The organism is Saccharopolyspora sp. 6M (genome assembly GCF_020176775.1).
GTDB classification, from domain to species: Bacteria; Actinomycetota; Actinomycetes; order Mycobacteriales; family Pseudonocardiaceae; genus Saccharopolyspora_C; species Saccharopolyspora_C gregorii.
The window spans coordinates 1-20,731 of the sequence record NZ_JAIUJZ010000202.1 but is presented as its reverse complement, the minus strand read 5'-3'; the positions used below and the strand labels follow the sequence as shown (position 1 = coordinate 20,731).

The 20,731-nt window shown below is 73.7% G+C and carries 18 protein-coding genes and 1 pseudogene; 13 read left to right on the top strand and 6 right to left on the bottom strand.

Annotated elements, in window-relative coordinates; all coding sequences use genetic code 11:
• Nucleotides 1-262: 262 nt before the first annotated feature.
• Both LCD31_RS23615 and LCD31_RS23610 read right to left on the bottom strand, forming a co-directional pair.
• On the bottom strand, nucleotides 263-1,534 hold the full coding sequence (locus LCD31_RS23615; protein ID WP_308015861.1) for a tyrosine-type recombinase/integrase: 1,272 nt from the start codon (nucleotides 1,532-1,534) through the stop codon (nucleotides 263-265).
• A 79-nt stretch (nucleotides 1,535-1,613) separates the two neighbouring features.
• Complete coding sequence (locus LCD31_RS23610) at nucleotides 1,614-2,717, bottom strand: DNA alkylation repair protein (RefSeq protein WP_224961383.1); 1,104 nt, start codon at nucleotides 2,715-2,717, stop codon at nucleotides 1,614-1,616.
• Between the two features lie 128 nt (nucleotides 2,718-2,845).
• Here LCD31_RS23610 and LCD31_RS23605 point away from each other — a divergent pair, with 128 nt between their 5' ends.
• From LCD31_RS23605 to LCD31_RS23575, 7 genes are all read left to right on the top strand, one after another.
• Nucleotides 2,846-3,361: an AI-2E family transporter gene (locus LCD31_RS23605; RefSeq protein WP_224961381.1), complete on the top strand. Its 516-nt coding sequence runs from the start codon at nucleotides 2,846-2,848 to the stop codon at nucleotides 3,359-3,361.
• Between the two features lie 84 nt (nucleotides 3,362-3,445).
• Entirely contained in the window at nucleotides 3,446-4,138 is a 693-nt protein-coding gene (locus LCD31_RS23600) for an AI-2E family transporter (RefSeq protein WP_374201675.1), read from the top strand.
• Between the two features lie 47 nt (nucleotides 4,139-4,185).
• Nucleotides 4,186-5,217, top strand: coding sequence for a DUF4185 domain-containing protein (locus LCD31_RS23595; RefSeq protein ID WP_224961379.1), 1,032 nt, complete (start codon nucleotides 4,186-4,188; stop codon nucleotides 5,215-5,217).
• Nucleotides 5,218-5,242: 25 nt separating this feature from the next.
• The gene (locus tag LCD31_RS23590; protein ID WP_224961377.1) at nucleotides 5,243-5,596 is read left to right on the top strand and encodes a MazG-like family protein; all 354 of its coding nucleotides are present in this window, start codon (nucleotides 5,243-5,245) and stop codon (nucleotides 5,594-5,596) included.
• Nucleotides 5,597-5,641: 45 nt separating this feature from the next.
• On the top strand, nucleotides 5,642-6,283 hold the full coding sequence (locus LCD31_RS23585) for a trimeric intracellular cation channel family protein (protein ID WP_224961375.1): 642 nt from the start codon (nucleotides 5,642-5,644) through the stop codon (nucleotides 6,281-6,283).
• A gap of 90 nt (nucleotides 6,284-6,373) precedes the next feature.
• Nucleotides 6,374-7,630, top strand: coding sequence for an amidohydrolase (locus tag LCD31_RS23580; RefSeq protein WP_224961373.1), 1,257 nt, complete (start codon nucleotides 6,374-6,376; stop codon nucleotides 7,628-7,630).
• A gap of 1 nt (nucleotide 7,631) precedes the next feature.
• On the top strand, nucleotides 7,632-8,867 hold the full coding sequence (locus LCD31_RS23575; RefSeq protein ID WP_224961370.1) for a TerC family protein: 1,236 nt from the start codon (nucleotides 7,632-7,634) through the stop codon (nucleotides 8,865-8,867).
• Between the two features lie 15 nt (nucleotides 8,868-8,882).
• Here the strand turns inward: LCD31_RS23575 and LCD31_RS23570 are convergent, their stop codons facing one another.
• Nucleotides 8,883-9,644, bottom strand: coding sequence for a helix-turn-helix domain-containing protein (locus LCD31_RS23570; protein ID WP_224961368.1), 762 nt, complete (start codon nucleotides 9,642-9,644; stop codon nucleotides 8,883-8,885).
• A 93-nt stretch (nucleotides 9,645-9,737) separates the two neighbouring features.
• Between LCD31_RS23570 and LCD31_RS23565 the strand changes: the two genes are divergently transcribed.
• The 3 genes from LCD31_RS23565 to LCD31_RS23555 all read left to right on the top strand — a co-directional run bounded on the left by LCD31_RS23565 (nucleotide 9,738) and on the right by LCD31_RS23555 (nucleotide 13,389).
• Nucleotides 9,738-10,541 carry a sulfite exporter TauE/SafE family protein gene (locus tag LCD31_RS23565; RefSeq protein WP_224961365.1) on the top strand — a complete coding sequence of 268 codons (804 nt, stop codon included), beginning with the start codon at nucleotides 9,738-9,740 and terminating at the stop codon, nucleotides 10,539-10,541.
• A gap of 124 nt (nucleotides 10,542-10,665) precedes the next feature.
• Nucleotides 10,666-12,288 (top strand): aldehyde dehydrogenase, encoded by a 1,623-nt coding sequence (locus LCD31_RS23560; protein ID WP_224961364.1) that lies wholly within the window; start codon nucleotides 10,666-10,668, stop codon nucleotides 12,286-12,288.
• Between the two features lie 243 nt (nucleotides 12,289-12,531).
• Nucleotides 12,532-13,389, top strand: a complete 858-nt coding sequence (locus tag LCD31_RS23555; protein ID WP_224961362.1) for a 3-hydroxyacyl-CoA dehydrogenase family protein — start codon at nucleotides 12,532-12,534, stop codon at nucleotides 13,387-13,389.
• Between the two features lie 67 nt (nucleotides 13,390-13,456).
• Here LCD31_RS23555 and LCD31_RS23550 read toward each other — a convergent pair whose 3' ends face one another.
• Nucleotides 13,457-14,455: a cation:dicarboxylate symporter family transporter gene (locus LCD31_RS23550; RefSeq protein WP_374108073.1), complete on the bottom strand. Its 999-nt coding sequence runs from the start codon at nucleotides 14,453-14,455 to the stop codon at nucleotides 13,457-13,459.
• Nucleotides 14,456-14,600: 145 nt separating this feature from the next.
• Nucleotides 14,601-14,873, bottom strand: a pseudogene (locus tag LCD31_RS29240) (cation:dicarboxylate symporter family transporter); the annotation flags it as partial.
• A 648-nt stretch (nucleotides 14,874-15,521) separates the two neighbouring features.
• On the opposite strand from LCD31_RS29240, the gene LCD31_RS23545 reads away from it, so the two are divergent.
• Both LCD31_RS23545 and LCD31_RS23540 read left to right on the top strand, forming a co-directional pair.
• Nucleotides 15,522-16,427, top strand: coding sequence for a LysR family transcriptional regulator (locus LCD31_RS23545; protein WP_224961360.1), 906 nt, complete (start codon nucleotides 15,522-15,524; stop codon nucleotides 16,425-16,427).
• A 114-nt stretch (nucleotides 16,428-16,541) separates the two neighbouring features.
• The gene (locus LCD31_RS23540; RefSeq protein ID WP_224961358.1) at nucleotides 16,542-17,630 is read left to right on the top strand and encodes a tartrate dehydrogenase; all 1,089 of its coding nucleotides are present in this window, start codon (nucleotides 16,542-16,544) and stop codon (nucleotides 17,628-17,630) included.
• Nucleotides 17,631-17,657: 27 nt separating this feature from the next.
• Here LCD31_RS23540 and LCD31_RS23535 read toward each other — a convergent pair whose 3' ends face one another.
• Nucleotides 17,658-19,229: a trypsin-like serine protease gene (locus tag LCD31_RS23535; RefSeq protein WP_224961356.1), complete on the bottom strand. Its 1,572-nt coding sequence runs from the start codon at nucleotides 19,227-19,229 to the stop codon at nucleotides 17,658-17,660.
• 213 nt (nucleotides 19,230-19,442) lie between these two features.
• Between LCD31_RS23535 and LCD31_RS23530 the strand changes: the two genes are divergently transcribed.
• Nucleotides 19,443-20,381 carry a metallophosphoesterase gene (locus tag LCD31_RS23530; protein ID WP_224961354.1) on the top strand — a complete coding sequence of 313 codons (939 nt, stop codon included), beginning with the start codon at nucleotides 19,443-19,445 and terminating at the stop codon, nucleotides 20,379-20,381.
• The last annotated feature ends 350 nt before the right edge of the window (nucleotides 20,382-20,731 follow it).

The following is a 20,731-nucleotide window of genomic DNA, read 5'->3' as shown; positions in this document are numbered from 1 at the left end:
GGCACTGCGCCTCGCTGCGGCCCGCCACGCTGGGGGGGCGGCCCGGTGGGTCGGTGGTCTTCGCCGGAGCCCGCCACGACGGCGACCGCGCCGGGCCCGACGAGGTGACCGCGCGGATGGTGACCGGTCGGGCGCAGCACGGCCCGTGGGCGCCCGGCCCGCGCCGCGGCGAACCCCGCTGGGTGGACCTGCACAGCGCCGAGCAGCAGCGCTCCGACGAGTTCTGGGCGTCCACGCTGGGCTGGGCCGTCGACGGCGACCGCTACCTCGCCGGGGACCGCCCGCTGGCGGCGCGTTCGGCCGCGCGGCTGGACGGGCGCTGGGACTGGGTGTGCCACTTCGCCACCGAGAACGTGCGGGAGGCCGCGGACCGCGCCGTCGTCGGCGGCGGCCGCGTCGTCGCCGAAGTGCGGCACCCGGTGCTCGACGAGGTCGTGCTGATCGCCGACCCGCGGGGCGCGGTCCTCGGCCTCACCACCGACACCGGAGCGTGGGGTGCGGCGCCCGCCTCGACCGGGTGACCGGCCGTGGGCCCCGGGCCGCGGGGCGAGCGGCGCGGGGCGAGGTCGGTGAGGACCTGGTGGGTCCGGTTGGCGCGCACCGACATCCGCTGCTCGCGGGCGGTCACGTCGATGTAGGTCTGGCTGGAGTTGATCGACGCGTGGCCGAGCAGCTTCGCGATCTCCGCCGCGTTCGCCCCGTCCTCGGCCAGCCGCGTCGCGAACGTGTGCCGCAGCGCGTGCACCATCGCGCCGCGCTGCACCCGGTCCGAGATCCCGGCCGCGCGCAGCGACTGGCGCACCAGGTACTGCAACCCGCCGCGGCGCAGCGGCTCGCCGCGGTGGTCCACGAACAGCGGCTCGGCACCGGGCAGCCGGTCGCCGAACCGCACCCGCCGCGAGCTCAGGTAGGCGCCGACGACCTCGTCCAGCGCGCCCTCGATGGGGATGGACCGGTTCTTGCCGCCCTTCCCGCGCACGTGCAGCCGCCGGTCACCGGGACGCCCGGCCAGCGACGCGACCGTGAGGTCCAGCAGCTCCGCCGAGCGCACCCCCGTGCACAGCAGCACCGCCAGCACCGCCAGGTCCCGCTCCGGCCACGGGTTCCGGGCCCGGCGCCCGCCTTCGGCGACCAGGCGCAGCAGGCGTTCCGGGGTGTCCTCGCCCTGCAGCGGTTTCGGCGTCGGCGGCGCGCTGCGCGGTTTCGGCACCACCTGCATGGGGTTGCCGCCGACGGCGCCCTCCACCACCAGGAAGCCGAAGAACCCGTTCCAGGTGGACCAGGCGCGGGTCACCGAGGATGCCGAGCGGGCCGCGGCGTGCCGGGCGAACGCGGAGCGCAGCTCGGTGGCGGTCACCTCCGCCACCGGCAGCTCCGCGACGCGGGTGCCGGTGATCTCGGCCAGCGCCGCGCCCACCGAACCCAGGTCCAGCCGGTAGGCGCGCAGCGAGTTCGCGGCGAGCTTCCTGGCCTGCAGGTGCTCCAGGTACACCTCGACCCAGCGCGCCACCGAACCCCCGGTCGCCTCCCGCACCACCGCACCTCCAGCTCCGCGAATGATCATCCGCTTCCGATGGAACCAGACGCCACCGACGATCTCGCGGCGGCACGGCTCAGCGGGCGGCGGTCAGCGTGAACTCGGCGCGGGTGCGGACCACCCCGTTGACCTGGAGCTCCACCGCGTGCCCGCCCGGGTGGTAGCGGCGGGTGGTGATCTCCCGGAACGAGTGGCGCTTGGCCAGCTCCCAGGTGCCGCCCGGTTCGAGCGTCCGGGTGGTGAGCTTGAAGGTCTTGGCGGTCCGCCCGCCGTTCGCCTTCCGGTGGTGCACCAGGTAGTCGACGGCGAGCGCGACCGGTTCGGCACCGGTGTTGACCAGGGTGCTGCGGAACTCCAGCGCCCCGCCGATGGCGACGCTGCCCGCGTCGAGCGCCAGTTCCCCGACCCGAACCTGCGGGGCGGGGGAGTAGCCGAGCAGCGCCAGCGCCTCCGGGTGGCCCTGCTTGACCAGCGTCCGCAGCCCGTGCCGCGCCACCCGCGAGGTGTGCTCGCCCGGCTCGCCGAGCCAGCGCGCTGCGGTCTGCACGACCAGCTCCGGGTGGTCCCGGCTGAGGTCGTTGAGGTGGTTGGCGGCCGAGCGGCGCACGTAGTCGCTGGTGTCGCCGTGCAGCGCGTCGATGATCGGCACCGTGGCGGTCGGTTCGGCCAGCAGCGCCCGCACCCGCTTCGCCCACGGCAGGTACGGCCGGGTGCCCTCGGACGCGAGCCGCCGCACGTGCTCGTCGGGGGAAGCCGTCCACTCCCGGATCCGGCCCAGCGCGCGGTGCAGGTCCTGCTCCAGCAGGCCGCGGAGCGCGAACTCGGAGCTCAGCAGCGGGGTCAGCTCCGCCAGCGAGTCCAGCGCCGCGTCGAACGCCGTGCCGGTGCCCTCCGCCACGGCGCGGGAGACCACGGCCTCGGTCACCGGCCACACCAGCCAGCCCGCGAACCCGGGCGAGGTGCGCGCCGCCCGCACCGCCGCCAGCAGGGCCGCGGTGTCACCGGGCACGTCCGCCAGCAGCGCGTCCCGCAGCAGGTCGCAGCGCTGCCGCAGGCCCAGCGGGCCCAGCCGCGCCGCCGCGGCCCGCACCGCGTGCGGCGGTGCGCCGGTCGCTCCCTCGAACACCCGCGCCAGGTCCCGCGCCACGTCGGCGCCCACCAGCTCGTCGGCGAACGGCATCGTTTCGCTCCCACCCGGCCCACCGGCCGCTCGTCCCACGTCGGAGAACTCCTACCAGCCACCGCCGACACGCCCGAGCCCGGCCGGGCCACGTTTAATCCCGACCGGTTCGGGCGATCACGTGCGGTGTGGAACAACGGGAGGCACCCGACGTGCCGCGCGGACTGCGCGTCGCGGGCGCCGTCAGCTGGCGGCTGCTCGCGATCGCGGCGGTGCTGTTCGTGCTGGGGCGGATCGCGTCGGTGCTCGCGGAGCTGGTGATCGCGCTCGGCGTGGCGCTGCTGCTGGCCGCGCTGCTGGCGCCGCTGGTCGACCGGCTCACCCGCTGGGGAGTGCCGCGCACCGCCGCGACCGTGCTGGCGCTGCTGCTCGGGCTGGTGGTGGTGGGCGGGGTGCTCGCGCTCGTGGTCATCACCGTGATCAACGGGCTGCCCGGGTTGCAGGCGCAGGCCGCCCAGACCGTGGAGGGCGTCCACCACTGGCTGCGCACCGGGCCGCTGCGGCTCAGCCAGGGGCAGCTGGACGACTGGGTGCAGCGCATCACCGACTACCTGCGCACCAGCCAGAGCGGGGGGGCCGCCGCGGGGGGGGGGGCCGCGCCGCGCCCCCCCCCCCGGGGGGCCGGGGGGGGGCCCGCCCCATAAACCACCACACCCCCCCCCCCCCCCCCACCCCCCCCCCCCCCCCCGGGGGGCCCCCCGGGGGGGGCGGCCCCCCCCGCGACGACCGTGCTCAGCGTCGGCAGCGGACTGCTGCTGGCGCTGTTCACGCTGATCTTCTTCCTGCGCGACGGCGGCCGGATCTGGCGGTTCGCGCTGCGGGTCGCCGTGCCCGCCCACGTGCGGGACCGGGTGGACGTGGCCGGGCAGCACGCGTTCCACTCGCTGGTCGCCTACGTGCGGGCGAGCGCGGCCGTGGCGCTGATGGACGCGGTGGGCATCGGCGTCGGCTGCGCCCTCGTCGGAGTACCGCTGTCGGCGGCGCTGGCCGCGCTGGTGTTCCTCGGCGCGTTCGTGCCCTACGTCGGCGCGATGATCACCGGCTCGATCGCGGTGCTCATGGCGCTGGTCACGACCGGGCCGCTGCCCGCGATCATCGTGCTCGCGGTGGTCGTCGGCGTCATGCAGCTGGAGGGGCACGTGCTGCAGCCGCTGATCCTCGGGCACGCGGTGCGGCTGCACCCGCTGGCGATCGTCCTCGGCGTGACCGCCGGGTTCCTCGGCGCGGGAGTGGCGGGCGCGGTGTTCTCGGTACCGGTCATCGCGCTGCTCAACGCGGGCATCCGGGCGCTCGCCGAACCGCCGCCGGAGGCGGGTGCCGAACCGGCGGCGGAGGGCGCCGAACCACCGGCGGAGCCGGGTGCCGAGTGGCCGGCGCAGGCCGGTGCCGAGCCCGCGGCCGACGCGGCGAACCCCGATTAGCGCCGCGCCCGGCGTGCGATCACCGGGGCCCGCGCACCTACAGTCGGGTGACGGCACCGGACCGGCCGGTGCGGGACCGAGAGGACGGCCAGCGGGTGCGCAAGGTGAAGGACTTGACCGGACCGGGCGTGACGGACCGGTTCGGCATCGGCGGCACCGACCTGGGGGTGATGGCGCAGGCACCGGACGGGCGGATCGTGTCGGTCTTCGGCGACACCTTCGAACGCGCCGGCGTCGGCGGTCCCGGCTGGCGCTCCCCGGTGGTCCTGTTCGCCGATCCGGGCACCGCCACCGCGGGCATCGGCTGGACCGGCTCCGCCGGGCCGGACTCCTACGCCGGGCAAGCGCTGCCGTACCAGCACGACTCCGTGATCCAGGGGCGGCGCGTCAGCACCGTCATCCCCACCGACCTGATCACCGTCGGGGACGTGATGTACCTGCACGTCATGGTGTGCGAGGGGATCGGCAACGTGCACTGGACCGAGGTGCACGGCTCCACCGACAACGGCGAGACCTGGCAGCACACCGGCACCACCTGGCCCGGCGACCTGCACGGCGGACTGTTCCAGATGCTGACCTGGGGGCTCGGCGACGACGGTTACGCGTACGCGTTCACCACCGGTTTCCGCCGCGACCAGGGCCTGCTGCTGCACCGGGTGCCCGCCGACCGGATCACCGATCCCGGTGCCTGGGAGGGCTGGGGGTTCCGCGACGGCCGGTGGGCGTGGGGCAACCCGCCGACGATCGCGCTCACCGGTGCCTACGGCGAGCTGTGCCTGCGGCCGGTCGGCGGCCGGTGGCTGCTGTCGCTGTTCAACGCGGGCGACTACCGGATCGACGTGCTGAACCTGGACGTGCCCACCGCGAACCTGTACGAGGCGCCGCGCGCGACCGCCGTGCACGGCTCGTCCTGGCCCGGTGAGGACCACTCCAGCGGGCAGGTCGCGCAGCTCTACGGCGGCTACATCGTGCCCGGCTCCACGCTCGACGACCTGCACCTCGTGGTGAGCCAGTGGAACACCGAGCGGAACTGGCCGTACAAGGCCATGCAGTTCGCCGGGAGCGCCCCGCGGAGCTGATCGCGCCCGCCGCTACCGTGACCGCATGGACAGCATCGCAGAGCTCCGGTCCCGGCTGCGCGGCTTCGCCGAAGCGCGGGACTGGGGCCGGTTCCACACCCCGAAGAACCTCGCGATGGCGCTCAGCGGTGAGGCCGGGGAGCTGATCGCCGAACTCCAGTGGCTCGACGACACCGCCGTCGCCGACGGGCTCGCGAACGGCGAGCTGACCGGGCGGCTCGCCGACGAAGCCGCCGACGTCCTGCTGTACCTGGTGCAGTTCGCCGAAGCCACCGGCATCGACCTCGTCCGGGCCGCGCACGACAAGATCGACCGCAACGAGTCCCGCTACCCGGTCCACCTCGCCCACGGCAACGCCACCAAGAGCACCGAGCTCTAGCGCACCCGGTGCCCGTGGCGCGGCACCCGGTTGCACACTGCTGGGATGGCGGAGTCGTCGCAGCTGCTGCTGGTGCTGGACCTGGTCGGGACGTTCGCGTTCGGCCTCAACGGGGCGCTCACCGCGGTGCGGGCCGTGCGGTTGGACCTGGTCGGGGTGCTGACGCTGGGGATGATGACCGCGCTGGGCGGCGGGATCCTGCGCGACGTGCTCATCCAGTCGTTGCCGCCCGCCACGTTCAGCGACCTCGCGTACCTGGGTGCGGCCGCGGCGGGCGCGCTGGTGGCCTTCTTCCTGAGCCTGCCGCTGGAGCGGTTCACCCTGCTCATCGTGGTGTTCGACGCGATCGGGCTGAGCGTGTTCTGCGTGACCGGGGCGACGAAGGCGCTGGAGTTCGGGCTCGGCGGAGTGCAAGCGGTGCTGCTCGGCGGCCTCACCGCCGTCGGCGGCGGCACGCTGCGCGACGTGATGCTGCGGAAGGTGCCGACCGTGCTGGTCAGCGACCTGTACGCGGTGCCCGCGCTGGTCGGGGCCGGGATCGCGGTGGGCGCCGCGCACCTCGACCTGGGGCCGCTGGTCGTGGCGGGGGTGGCCGCGCCGGTGTGCTTCGCGATCCGGATGTTCGGCGTCGTGTTCGAGCTCAACGTCCCCACCGCGCCCGGCCGCGGCTCCCGCGAGCAGGACTGACCGGCCGCGCCGAGTTCCGCGGTCGCCGCCCGGCGAACGCTCCGGCCGCTGCGCACAATCCAAGGGAGTCCGACAGAGCGAGGAGCCGCCATGACCGCCGATCCCGTCTCGTCCGTGCTCGCGGGAGCCGCGGACGCCACGAGCTGGCAGGAGGACTTCTACCGCGACCTGCACCAGCACCCGGAGCTGTCCCACCAGGAGCACCGCACCGCGGAGAAGGTCGCCGGACGGCTCCGCGAGCAGGGCTACGAGCTGCACACCGGCGTCGGCGGCACCGGAGTCGTCGGGGTGTTGCGCAACGGATCCGGCCCGGTGGTGCTGCTGCGCGCCGACATGGACGCGCTGCCGGTGCGGGAGGCGACCGGACTGCCCTACGCCAGCACCGCCACCTCCGGCGAGGACGGCGAGGGCTCGCCCGTGATGCACGCCTGCGGCCACGACGTGCACGTGACCTGCCTGCTCGGCGCCGCGCAACTGCTCGCGGCGGACACCGAGCACTGGAGCGGCACCGTCATCGCCCTGTTCCAGCCCGCCGAGGAGTCCGGCGACGGTGCGCAGGGCATGGTCGACGACGGGCTGGCGGACCTGGTGCCGAAACCCGACGTCGCCCTCGGCCAGCACGTGATGCCGTACCCGGCCGGGATCGTCGGCACCCACGCCGGACCGACGTTCGCCGCCGCCGACAGCATGCGCATCACCGTGCACGGCCGCGGCGGGCACGGCTCGATGCCGCAGGCGACCGTCGACCCGGTGGTGCTCGCCGCGCACATCGTGGTGCGGTTGCAGACCGTCGTGTCCCGCGAGGTCGCGCCCACCGACCCGGTGGTGCTCACCGTCGGCAGCATCCTCGCCGGGACGAAGAGCAACGTCATCCCGGACCAGGCGACCATCGAGCTGAACCTGCGCACCTACGACGAGCGGACGCGCAGCCAGGTCCTCGACGCGGTGGAGCGCATCGTCCGCGCCGAGTGCCAGGCGTCCCGTTCCCCGCGGGAACCCGAGTTCGAGATGTTCGCCCGGTTCTCCCTCACCGACAACGACGCCGACACCACCGAGAAGGTCACCGCCGCGCTCACCGGCCACTTCGGCGCCGACCGGGTGGAGGACATCGGGCGGGTCACCGCCAGCGAGGACTTCGGCGACCTGCCCGCCGCGTGGGGGACTCCGTACTCGTACTGGGCGTTCGGCGGCACCGACCCCGATCGGTTCGAGCGGGCCAGCAGGGAGGGCCGGGTCTCGCAGGACATCCCGGTCAACCACTCCGGCACCTTCGCACCGGTGCTCCAGCCGACGCTGCGCACCGGCACCGGCGCGCTCGTCGTCGCCGCGCTGGCCTGGCTGGCCTGAGATGAGCGTTCCCGGTTACGTCTGGATCCTGACGATCGTCGTGATCATCGGCCTGCTGTTGTTCGACTACGTCTTCCACGTCCGGAAGCCGCACACCCCGGGGCTGCGGGAGGCGGCGGTGTGGTCGGCGCTCTACGTCGGCATCGCCATCGTGTTCGGCCTGCTCGTGTGGATCTTCGGCGGGACCACGATGGGCGCGGAGTACTTCGCCGGGTACGTCACCGAGAAGGCGTTGTCGGTGGACAACCTGTTCGTCTTCTTGATCATCATCTCCAGCTTCAAGGTGCCGCACGCCGACCAGCAGAAGGTGCTGCTGTTCGGCATCGTGTTCTCGCTGTTCGCGCGGACCGGGTTCATCTTCATCGGCGCCGCGCTGATCAACACCCTCGCGTGGGTGTTCTACCTGTTCGGGCTCGTCCTGCTCATCACGGCGGGGAACCTGCTGCGGCCCTCGGAGTCCGAGGACCGCACCGCCGACAACGTGATCATCCGGCTGGCCAAGCGGTTCTTCCACACCAGCGACGACTACGACGGCGACAAGCTGTTCACCCACGTCGACGGCAAGCGGATGCTCACCCCGATGCTGCTGGTGATGGTCTCCATCGGCGGTACCGACCTGCTGTTCGCGCTCGACTCGATCCCGGCGATCTTCGGGCTCACCCAGAACGTGTACCTGGTGGTCACGGCCACCGCGTTCTCGCTGCTGGGGTTGCGGCAGCTGTACTTCCTCATCGACGGGCTGCTGGACCGGCTGATCTACCTGTCGTACGGGTTGGCGGTCATCCTCGGGTTCATCGGCGTCAAGCTCGTGCTGCACGCCCTGCACGAGAACAACGTGCCGTTCATCAACGGCGGCCGGCCGGTGCACGTCGTGGAGATCAGCACCGGCGTGTCCCTGGGCGTGATCATCGGCGTGCTGGTGATCACCGTGCTGGCCTCGCTGCTGAGCGCGCGGGGCCGGGCGAAGAACACCATCGCCGGGGCCCGCAGGCACGCCGAGCAGTACCTCGACGAGGGCTACGAGACCGATCCGGCGGCCCGGCAGCGCACCTACGAGAAGCTGCTCGACGAGGAACGCCGGCTCGACGCGCTGCCCGCGAAGTTCCGGGCCGAGATCCACGACGAGCCGGGCCTGCGGGACTCGCTGCGCCGCGCCCACGCCAAGCACCGCGACGCCGTGCACGAGCAGCGGGCCGGGCGCGACCGCACCGACGGGGACCCGACCGGCGCCGGCTGACCGCGGCCGGAGCCGTCACGGCCGGAACGCGCTGGGCGCCGAACCCGTCTCCCGCTTGACCATCGTGGTGAACGCCGCCGGGTTGCCGTAGCCCAGCTCGGCGGCGACCGAGGTGACGGTGCGCCCCGACGCCAGCGACCGCACCGCGTGCAGCGCGCACGCCCGCTGCCGCCACGCGTGGAAGGTCGACCCGGTCTGCGCCGGGAACAGCCTGCTGAAGGTGCGCTCGCCGACGTGCAGCTCCGCCGCCCACCGCGAGCTCGGATCGTGCACGTCCGGGGCGGCCAGGAACCGTTCGCACAACCGGCGCAGCCCCGGGTGGCGCGGCAGCGGCAGGTCGAACGGCAGCGGCGCCAGCGACCGGATCTCGTGCAGCACCAGCTCCACCAGCGCGCCGTCCCGCCCGGCCGGGTCGTACTCGGGCTCCACGTCCACCGCGGCCAGCAGCAGTTCGCGCAGCAGCGGCGACACCTCCACCACCCGGCACCGGTCCGGGAACCACGGCACCGCTCGCGGCTCCAGGTACAGGCTGCGGGTGGTCACGCCGTTCATCAGCACCTGGTGATCGGTCCCGGCGGGGACGAGCACCGCGCGGTGCGCCGGGACAGTCCAGTCGCCGTCCGCGGTCTCCACCCGCATCACCCCGGTCGCGCCGTACAGCAGCTGCGCGCGGCGGTGGCGGTGCATCGGCAGCAGGTGGCCCGGCGGGTAGTCGGTGCCGATCGCCAGCACCGGCCGGTCCAGGTCCTCCAGCTCCGCGATCGGCACGTTGCGCACCCCGCGATGGTATGCCCGGTTCGGCGAGTGCTCGGAGGAACGTGGCCGGACGACGAATGCGGGCCAGTGCGCCGGGCGCCTAGCGTGCTGGAAGTGCTGACCTCCTTCCTCGTGCTGTTCTGCTTCGGCTGCCTGACCGGCGTCACCACGGTGCTGTTCGGCTTCGGCGGCGGGTTCGTGACCGTGCCGGTGGTGTTCGGGTTCGTCGTCGCCACCTCCGGGTCCGACGCGATGCACGTGGCGGTGGCGACCTCGACCGCGGTGATGATCGTGAACTCGGTGTCGGCGACGCTGGCGCAGGCCCGCGCCGGGCGGTTGCGCCGCGACTACCTGTGGCCGCTGGTGCTGTTCATCGCGGTCGGCGCGGTGCTCGGGTCGCTGCTGGCCGGGCTGGTGCCGGACGGGGTGCTGCACCTGCTGTTCGTGGCGTACCTGGCGATCACCATCGTGGACGGGCTGTTCCGCAGCGGGTTCCTCGGCTCCCGGGACCGCGCCGTGCCGCCGCGCCCGCTCGGCCGCGCCACCACGACCGCGGGCGGCACCGGGATCGGCGCGGTGGCCGCGCTGCTCGGAGTCGGGGGCAGCGTGCTGACCGTCCCCCTGCTGCGGCGCCGGGGCTTCCCGATGGCGGACGCCGCGGCGATGGCGAACCCGCTGAGCGTGCCGATAGCGCTCGCGGGGACCGCCGTGTACGCGTTCGGGTCCCCGGCGGTGGCCGTGGCGGGGCGGATCGGGTTCGTCGACCTGCTCGCCGCGGCGGCGCTGCTGTGCGGTTCGCTGCCCGCGATCGCGGTGACGAAGCGGGTGACCGGGCGGATCCCGGACCGAGTGCACGCGGTGGCGTACCTGGTGCTGCTCGTGGTGGTGCTGATCTCGATGGTGATCACCGGCGCCTGACGGCGATCCTCGAAGGTGGGTCGGGGATTCCTAGGGTCCGCGGACCTCCGAGGTTTCCGCGTGCAGGCCGCAGAGTCGTGGCACGGCCGCGAAGCGCGCGGTCGCCGAACCACCGGAGGAAACCGTGTCCGCACCGCTGTCCCTCGACGCGTCCACGCCGCGCCCGCGCCCCGCATTCCTGGCACGCCCGCACGGGCTGTTCATCGGAGGGGAGTGGCGGCAGGCCCGCGCGGGCGCGTCGTTCCCGGCCGTCGACCCGGCCACCGAGCAGGACCTCGCCGAGATCGCCCTCGCCGACGCGGGCGACGTGGACGCCGCGGTCGCCGCCGCCCGCGCCGCGTTCGACGACCCGTCCTGGTCCGCGCTGAGCCCGCCCCGCCCCCGGGGGGGGGGGGGGGGGGGGCGCCCCCCCCCGGGGGGGGGCCCGGGGGGGGGGGCGCCCCCCCCCCGGCCCCCCGGGGCCCCCCCCCCCCGCGCGCCGCCCCCCCCCCCCCCGCCCCCGCCCCCCCCCCCCCCGGCCCGGGGGCGGGGGGGGCGCCCCCCCCCCGACGCGCTGCGGGAGCACCAGGAGGAGCTCGCCACCCTCGACTCGCTGGAGATGGGCGCACCGCTGGCGCTGACCCGCGGCATGGTCGAGCACGCCGCCGAGGTGTTCCGGCACTACGCGGGCTGGCCCACGAAGCTCTACGGCCAGGTCGGCCCGACCGACCCGTCCCGCCTGCACTACGTGCTGCGCCAGCCGGTCGGCGTGGTCGGCGCGATCGTCGCCTGGAACGGGCCGCTGCTGCAGGCCGCGTGGAAGCTGGCGCCCGTCCTGGCGACCGGCAACACCGTGGTGTTCAAACCGGCCGAGCAGAGCTCGCTCAGCGCGCTGCGGCTCGCGGACCTGCTGGCCGCCGAACTGCCCGCCGGGGTGGTCAACGTGATCACCGGTCCGGGCGACGTGACCGGGCAGGCGCTGATCTCGCACCCCGGCGTCGACAAGATCAGCTTCACCGGCTCGGGCGAGGTCGGCAAGCACATCGTGCGCACCTCCGCGGACTCGCTGGCGCGCGTCACCCTGGAGCTGGGCGGGAAATCGCCCGCGATCGTGTTCGCCGACGCCGACCTGGAGGCCGCCGCCGCGCAGGCCGCGATGGGGTTCTGCGCGGGCAGCGGGCAGTCGTGCGTGGCGGGCAGCCGCATCTTCGTGCAGGAACCCGTGCGCGACCGGTTCGCCGAGCTGCTGACCGCGGAGCTCGCGCGCATCCCGATCGGCGACCCGTTCCACCCGCGGACGCTGATGGGGCCGCTGGCGTTCCGCGGGCACTACGAGCGCGTCACCTCCTACCTGGACCTCGCCCGGCAGGAAGGCGCCACGATCGCCGCGGGTGGCACGGGCATCGGCGGGCTGTACGTGCCGCCGACGCTGCTCACCGACGTCACCGCGGACATGCGGGTCGCGCGGGAGGAGATCTTCGGGCCCGTCGCGGCGCTGCAGCCGTTCACCGACGAGGACGAGGTGGTGCGGGCGGGCAACGACACCACCCACGGGCTGTCCGCCTCGGTGTGGACCCGCGACGTCGGCACCGCGCACCGCACCGCCGCGCGGCTGCGCGCCGGCACGGTGTGGATCAACTCCGGGCAGGAGATGAGCAGCGGGAGCGTGCCCTTCGGCGGGTTCGGGCAGTCCGGTCTCGGCCGCGAGCACGGCACCGACGTCCTCGACGCCTACACCGAGGCGAAGACGGTGATGCTGGGGCTGTGACGGCGGTGCTGCGCCCACCGGCCGCACCGCCGTTCACCGGTTCGGCCGTACCGGGAGCCCGCTACCGGGGGACCGGGTTGATCACCGACCGACCGGACGGTTAAGAATGGGCCCCGGCCAGCGCGCCCCGCGCCGGTCCGGGACCGCCCCGCCGTCCCGGGCCGGCGGAGCGGGCCGTCCGCGGTGGCAGCAGGCACTGACGACGCCGGGGTGCCGCCCCGGTCCTGGGAGCGGAGGAAAGTCATGAGCACACCAGCTGTCCCCGGCGAGGTCGCCGTCATCGGCGGCGGCCGGATGGGGTCGGGCATCGCGCAGACCTTCGCCATCGCAGGCGCCGACGTGTCCATCGTGGAGAGCGGCGCGGACGGCGCCGCCGCCGCGACCGACCGGATCGCGGGCAGCGTCCGGCGGGCCGCCGACCGCGGCAAGCTCGCCGAGGACCCCGCGGACCTGCTCGGCAGGCTGCGGGTGCTGACCGGCGTCGCGGACCTGCCGGGCGGCGTCGAGCTGGTCGTCGAAGCGGTGCCCGAGCAGCTGGAGCTCAAGGTCGAGGTGCTGACCGCGGTGGAGGACGTGCTCGGCCCGGACGCGGTGCTGGCCTCCAACACCAGTTCGCTGCCGATCGCCGAGCTGTCCGCGGCGCTGCGCGAACCGCGGCGGTTCCTCGGGATGCACTTCTTCAACCCGGTGCCCGCCTCGCAGCTCGTGGAGCTCGTCGCCGGGCCGGACACCGCCGCGGACGTGCTCGGCGGCGCCCGCGACTGGGTGCGCGGCCTCGGCAAGACCGAAGTGCAGGTGCGGGACTCGCCGGGCTTCGCCACCAGCCGCCTCGGCGTGCTGCTCGGCCTGGAGGCGATCCGGATGCTCGAAGAGGGCGTCGCCGACGCCGAATCCGTGGACACCGCGATGCGGCTCGGCTACCGGCATCCGATGGGGCCGCTGCGCTCCACCGACCTCGTCGGGCTCGACGTGCGGCTCGCCATCGCCGAACACCTGCGTGCCACGCTCGGCGAGCGGTTCGCCCCGCCGCAGCTGCTGCGGGACAAGGTCGAACGCGGGGAACTCGGCCGCAAGACGGGGATCGGGTTCTTCGCGTGGTGAGCGGGTAGCGGCAGCCGGGCAGGTTCGAAGGCAGGGCGGCAGCGCTCTTCGTCGCGAGCGGACGCCGTCAGCGGATGGCGGGGTCCACTGCGTCCTCTGCGGGGCCGGTCTTCGCCGGAGTGGTGCGAGGATCGCTCGGGGTCGGAGCTTCGTGGTCGGTCGGAGTATCGGAATACGGGTTCGTGGCGGGGTTCGCGGCTCCGGTGGGGTCGGCGAGGACCGCTCGCGCGCGGTCCACGTCGAGCGCCCCGTCCCACTTGGCGATCACCAGCGTCGCGACCGCGTTGCCGTAGAAGTTCACCAGCGCCCGGCACTCCGACATGAACTTGTCGATGCCGAAGATCAACATGATGCCCGCAGCGGGCACCGTGCCGATGGTGGACAACGTGGCGGTGAGCGCGATGAACCCGCCGCCCGCGACCCCGGCCGCACCCTTCGAGGTCAGCAGCATGACCGCCAGCAGGCCCAGCTGCTGCCCGATGCTCAACGGCGTGTCGGTGGCCTGCGCGATGTACAGCGCCGCCAGCGACAGGTAGATCGCCGCGCCGTCCAGGTTGAAGCTGTACCCGGTCGGCACCACCAGCCCGACCGTCGCGCGGTCCGCGCCCAGCGCCGTCAGCTTCCGCATCAGCCCCGGCAGCGCCGGTTCCGCGGTGGACGTGCCGAGCACCAGCAGGAACTCCTCCTTGAAGTACCGGAACAACCGGAACACGTTCAACCGCACGTAGGCGCCCAGCACTCCGCCGAGCACCACCACCACGAAGAACAGCGAAGTCCCGTAGAACAGCGCGATCAACGTGCCCAGGCTGCTCAACGCGGACACCTCGAACGCGCCGACCGCGTAGGCCATCGCGCCGAACGCGCCCAGCGGCGCGGCCTTCATCACGAAGCCCAGGACCTTGAACACGGCCTCGGTCAGCCGGTTCACCCCGGCGATGATCGGCTCGCCGACCGGCCCGACCGCTTTGACGGCGATGCCGAACAGCACGGCCAGGAAGATGATCTGCAGGATGTCGCCGTCGACGAACGCGCCGAAGAAGCTCTCCGGGACCAGGTGGGTGAACAGCTCCCACCAGTGCTGCCGTTCGCCGTCGGCGATGTACTGCTGGGCGTCCCCGCTTGTGCAGCGATTCCGGCCGGGCGTGCACTCCGACGCCGAGCCGGGTGACGTTGATGGCGACCAGCCCCAGCAGCAGCGCGGCGATCGTGCCCAGCTGGAAGTAGGTGAGCGCCTTCAACCTGGTGATGCCGACCTTCTTCAGGTCGGCGACGTTGGCGATGCCGCCGATGATGGTGAGGAACACGATCGGCCCGATCAGCATCTTCATCGCCGCGATGAACGTGGTGCCGATCGGCTGCATGGCCTCGCCGAGCTCGGGCCGCCACCACCCGAGGAGCACGCCCACGACGATGGCGATCAGCACGTGCACGTACAACTGCCGGTACCAGGGCTTCGGGGCGGGCTGCGGTGCGGCATGCGTCATTGCACTCTCCTGCACGTCGTTCGGGCGGCGTCCGGGATCAGCCGCGGGGGAGCAGCCGTTCGGCGATGCGCGCCCCGAGCCGTTCCAGCAGCGGTGCGGCGTCGCGCATGCAGCGCGCCGAGTCGGCGTCGAGGTCGGTGATGGTGGGCGCGACGTCGGGACCAGCCGCCGCAGAGTCCGAAGTGGACGGATGATTTCCGGGGTTGCGGCGGCGATCGGAGTGCCGGCGTCCCGGGCCGCGCGAGCGGCACCGGCGGGTTCGTTGCCGCGCGGCATCGGCCGGACCAGCCGTGAGTCGTGCGGCCCCCGCGGGTGCGGCCCGGCGAGCTCGGCCGACCGGGGGAGATCGGGGGCGCGCCCGGTGGGCGCGGCCGACCGTCCGTCGCCGTCGGTGCTCGCGCTGCCGCCGAGCCCACCACCTCGCGGGCGAGGCCGGCGGTGGCGGTCGGCGCGTCGAGCGGCCCCCGGACGAATCGAGCGCGACCAGCACCCGCCCCATGAATCCTCCTCGACCCGGCCGGAACGTGGGAACCACCGTGGCCCGGCCGCCGTCGCGGCGTCCAAGAGTAAGTTGCTACCCGAGCCATAGGTTCACCGAATGAATGCCGCACACGCTGCGACGACGCCCGACCCGGGAGGCCGACCCCGATGGACACCCGGCAGCTGGAGTACTTCCTCGCCGTCGTCGACCACGACGGGTTCGGCCGCGCAGCCCAGGCACTGCACCTCGCGCAGCCGTCGCTGTCGCAGGCCATCGCCGGACTCGAACGCGAACTCGGGGTGCGGCTGTTCCACCGGGTCGGGCGCGGCGTGGTGATCAGCAACGCGGGCCGCGAACTCGTCGGCCCGGCGCGGCAGGTGCTGCGGGACCTGCGGGCCGCGCGCGCCACCGTGGACTCGGTGAAGGGCGTGCTGCGCGGGCGGGTGGAACTCGCCACGATGCCCTCGCCCGGCATCGAACCGCTCGGCGCGCTCACCGCCGAGTTCGCCCGGCGCCACCCCGGCGTCGTCGTCGGTGCCGACGCGGCGTTCACCGCCGACGAGGTGGTGCAGCTGATCAAGCAGGGCGCCTGCGAGCTCGGTCTCGTCGGTGCTCCCGCGCCGCCCCGCGCGCCCGGGGTCGAGGTGATCCCGTTGGAGGAGCAGGGTTTCCTGCTCGTCGGCGCCCCGGAGCACGAGTTCCCCGCCGCGGATCCGGTGCGGCTCGCCGACCTCGCCGACGCGCGGCTGATCGCCTCCCCGCCGGGCAGCCTGATGCGCGGCATCGTCGACGACGCGCTCGCCGGGGGAGTGCCGGTGCGGATCGCCGCCGAAGTGGCGCACCGGACGTCGATCCTGCCGCTGGTGCTGCAAGGCGTGGGCCTCGCCGTGCTGCCCGCCGCGTGGGCGCCGCTGGCCCGGCGCTGCGGGCTGCGCCTCGCCCGCATCGACCACCCGGCCCGGCTGCACGTGGCGCTGCTGAGCCGCACCGCCCCGCTCACCCCGATCGCCGAAGCGTTCCGCGCGGTCGCCCGCGAGCACCGGGCCGCCGACTACCTGGACGAGGCCCGCTGAACGGTGCGGATAGGCCCGGCCTATGCATCGCATCGCCGACGCGTCTTGGACGCGTGCTGCGCCGCCGGGCTTCACTCGGGCCACCACCGCCCGCAGCGACCCCAGGAGTGACCGATGCCAACAGCACCCGCCACCCGCACCTTCCGCATCGCCGCCATCCCCGCCGACGGGGTGGGCGAGGAGGTCGTCGCCGCCGGTCGCACCGTGCTCGACGCCCTCGCGGCGGGCTCCGGCGGCGCGTTCGCCTTCGACTGGACCGAATTCCCGTGGGGCTGCGGCTACTACGCCGAGACCGGGCGGATGATGCCCGCGGACGGCCTGGAGCAGCTCCGCGACTTCGACGCCCTCTACTTCGGCGCCGTCGGCTGGCCGTCGGTGCCCGACCACATCAGCCTGTGGGGGCTGCGGCTCAACATCTGCCAGAACTTCGACCAGTGGGCCAACGTGCGCCCGGTGCGCTTCCACCCCGGCATCACCTCGCCGCTGCGCAGGGCCGACCACACCGAGCTGGACTGGGTGGTGGTGCGGGAGAACAGCGAAGGCGAGTACGCGGGGCTCGGCGGGCGGAACCTCTCCGGCCGCGGACCCGGCAACGAGGTGGCGCTGCAGACCGCGCTGTTCACCGAGCACGGCTGCGAACGCATCATCCGCTTCGCCTTCGACCTCGCCCGGCAGCGCCCGCGCAAGAAGGTGTCGTCGGTGACCAAGAGCAACGCCCAGCAGTACGGCATGGTGCTGTGGGACGAGGTGTTCGAGCGGGTCGCCGCCGACTACCCGGACGTGGAGACCGAGAGCGTGCTCGTCGACGCGATGGCCGCCAAGTTCGTGCTCAAGCCGGAGGACCTGTCGGTGGTGGTGGCCTCCAACCTCAACGCCGACATCCTCTCCGACCTGGGTTCGGCGCTGGCGGGAAGCCTGGGCCTCGCCGCCAGCGCCAACCTGAACCCGGAGCGCCGGTTCCCGTCCATGTTCGAACCGGTGCACGGCTCCGCCCCCGACATCGCCGGGCAGGACCTGGCGAACCCGGCGGGCGCCCTCGGCAGCGCCGCCCTGATGCTCGACCACTTCGGCCTGCCCGCCGAGGCGACCCGCCTCCGCGACGCCATCGACGCCACCGCCGCCGCGGGCATCCGCACCCCCGACGTCGGCGGCACCGCCAAGACCACCGAGATCACCGACGCGGTCGTCGCCGAGCTCGGTTGAGCCGTTCGGTCGGTCCGCTCGCCCCGGTCACTCGCCGGGCGAGCGGGCCGGGGGCGCTGCGGCAGGCAACGCGCAGCCGGGCCGGGACCCGTCCCACCGGGAGCCCTCGGCCAGGCAGGCGGAGATCAGGTGCACCTGCTGGCCGTAGCTGCGGCCCCGCACCGCGGTCACGTCCCCGTTCTCGTCGACCTCGCACGGGTTGTCGTTCGTGCACTGCTCGCCGTCGCGGTTGGAGGTGTTGTTGATGCCGACGATCGTGCGCTCGTCGGGGGACAGCAGCGCCGCGCCGGAATCGCCGGGCCTGCTGGCGCAGGTGTCGCTGGGGGCGTAGCGCACCGGGTCGTCCTGCTGGTAGCCGTCCTCCCGCAGGTGCCGCGGTACCGCCTCCACCGCGCACTCCGGGCGTCCGTCCAGGCGGGACAGGAACATCCGGTCACCGGCGCGCAGCGGGGCGGTGGGCAGCCGGAACACGGTCACGCCCTCCGCGGCGAGCTGGGCGTAGGTCTTGTCCAGCCGGTACAGGGCGATGTCGGTGCCGGTCATCGTCGCGTACTCCAGCCGGACCGCGCGGGAGGTGGCCAGCGAGTAGCCGGCGGAGTCCTTGATGGTGATCGGTTCCGCCAAGTCGGCGGGCCGGTCCACCACCGCGGACCCGGGCGCGGGCCGTCCGCTCGGCAGGCAGTGGCCGTTGGTCAGCGCCAGCGCCGGATCGTCCGGGCGCGCGGTGGCGGTGCGCACCACCGATCCGTGGCACTCGCCCACCTCGGCCGCGCCCGCCACGTTCGGGACCGGGTCGAACGGGGGCACGTCGGTCCCGGACACGATGCCCTCGATCCAGGCGCGGTTCGCCGCGACATCGGTGTACATGTCGGGGAAGTCGGTGCCCCTGATGCCGGGTCCGATGACCGTCCCGGCCAACGCCCACCCGTCACCGTCGCGGACCAGGGCGGGCCCGCCGGAGTCCGTCATGCCCGGCCCGACGGGCGGCTCGGCCTGACCGATGCACAACGGCGAGGTGCTGCCGTCGTCGTCCCAGCACTCCGCGAGCGGCACGACCCGGGTGTCGGCTTCGCGCAGCGTGCTGGGGTAGCACTCGGGGTCGTCGAAGTCGCCGCAGCCGGCCGCAGTCGCACCCCAGCCGAGGATCCGGACGGGTTCGCCGACTGCGGGCGCGCTGTCCGCGAGCCGGGCGGGCCGGGCCTGCGCGGGATCGCGCAGGTGCAGCAGCGCGATGTCCTCGCCGGGCGGGTCGTAGGAGTTGTGCCGCCGGTAGAACGCGTCGACCTCGGTGACCTCGCCGCCGGTGGTGGTGTCCAGCGATCCGATGCGGACCTGCCAGCCGCGGGGAACGCCCGCCGTCGCCCCGGTCGGCGAGTTGGCGCAGTGGCCCGCGGTCACCGCCCACCGCGGCGCGATGAGCACCGCCCCGCACCGGTGCCCGTCCGGGCGGGGCGGGTCGTACTGGAGCGAGACCATGAACGAGTACGGCTCCGCGGACTCGGTGCCGCCGACGATGGCCGACGCGGGAACCGCGCCCGCCACCGCCGTCGTCAGCGCGAGCCCGCAGAGCAGCGCGAAGGAACGGGTTCGGAGGTGCATGGGCCCCACCGTGTCCCGCGCTCGTCCGCGCCACGTCGTCGTCCCGTCACGGTTTCGTACCAGCCGGCCGCCCGGTCGTTCGCGGGAGAACCGGGAAATCCGGTGATCGCGGCGTGTTCAGAGGCGGTTCACCAGGGGGTCGGCGCGGCTTGGGTCCGGCTCCACGCGGCGGCGGCACGATGTGCCGGACGTACGCCGAGCCGAGGAGCCGCAGTGAAGCCCGACCGCCGTCTGCTGATCGCCCTGGCCGCCACCGGCCTGACCGCCGCCACCGCGATCGCCGCGCCCAGCGCGCTCGCGGGCCCCGGTGCGCGTGCCGCCGAGCTGCCCGACCCGGGCAGCTACGACGCCGCGATCGCCTGGATTCCGGACACCCAGTACTACTCGGAGAGCCACCCCGAGCACTTCGACGCGCAGACCCGGTGGCTCGTCGACAACGCCGCCGAGCGCAAGATCGGCTATGCGACGCACACCGGCGACATCGTGGACGACTCCGATGACGAGGACCAGTGGAAGAACGCCGACGCCAGCATGAAGGTGCTGGACGACGCGAAGTTCCCGTACGGCGTCGTGGAGGGCAACCACGACGTGGACGGGCTCTACGCGGACTACTTCGGTGACGACCGGTTCGCCGGCTCCCCGGTGCGCGGCGAGTCGTTCGAGAACAACCGCCAGCACTACGACCTCGTGGACGTGGCGGGCGAGCAGGTCATGATGCTGTCGCTGACCTGGGACATGCAGGAGGCGGACTTCGCCTGGGCGGAGGACGTCCTCGCCGCGCACCCCGACACCCCGGTGATCATCAGCGTGCACGCGTACCTGGAGACCGACGGCTCCTACAGCGAGCAGGGCCAGGAGATCTTCGACCGGATCGTCGAGCCGCACCGCAACGTGAAGGCCGTGCTGTGCGGGCACAACCACGGCGCCACGCACAACGTGAAGGACCTCGGCGGCGGTCGCACCGTGCCGGAGATCCTCGCCGACTACCAGAGCGCCCCGGAAGGCGGGCTCGGCTACCTGCGGCTGCTGCAGTTCGACGTGGACGCGGGCAAGATGATCGTCGACACCTACTCGCCGTCCGAGGACGACTCGAACTACTTCGACGGCGAGGACGACTTCACCGTGGACGTGGACCTGAAGGCCACCGAGTGATCCGCGCGGGGGCGCCGCGCAGGTGGGCGCCCCCGGCCACGCACCGCGTGCGGGCCGAATTCCCGTGGTCCCGGCGCGCCGCGCGGGGCTAACCTGGGGGCAATCGCGCCGGGCCTGGCCCGCCGAGTCGACCACCCGACGCGTACGGGGCCGCGAAGAACGACTCCCATCGAATCCGCAGCAGCACCGAGGCACCGGTGGACGGAACGGATTTCGCCTGCCGGGTTCGTGTGGGAAGCAGGTAATGACCATGCAAGTGAAGAGCATCTTCGTCTACAGCTCCGGCGGCTGGGGCCGGCACCGGCACCACGGCTGGGGCTGGGGTCACGGCTGGGGCCACGGCTGGGGCT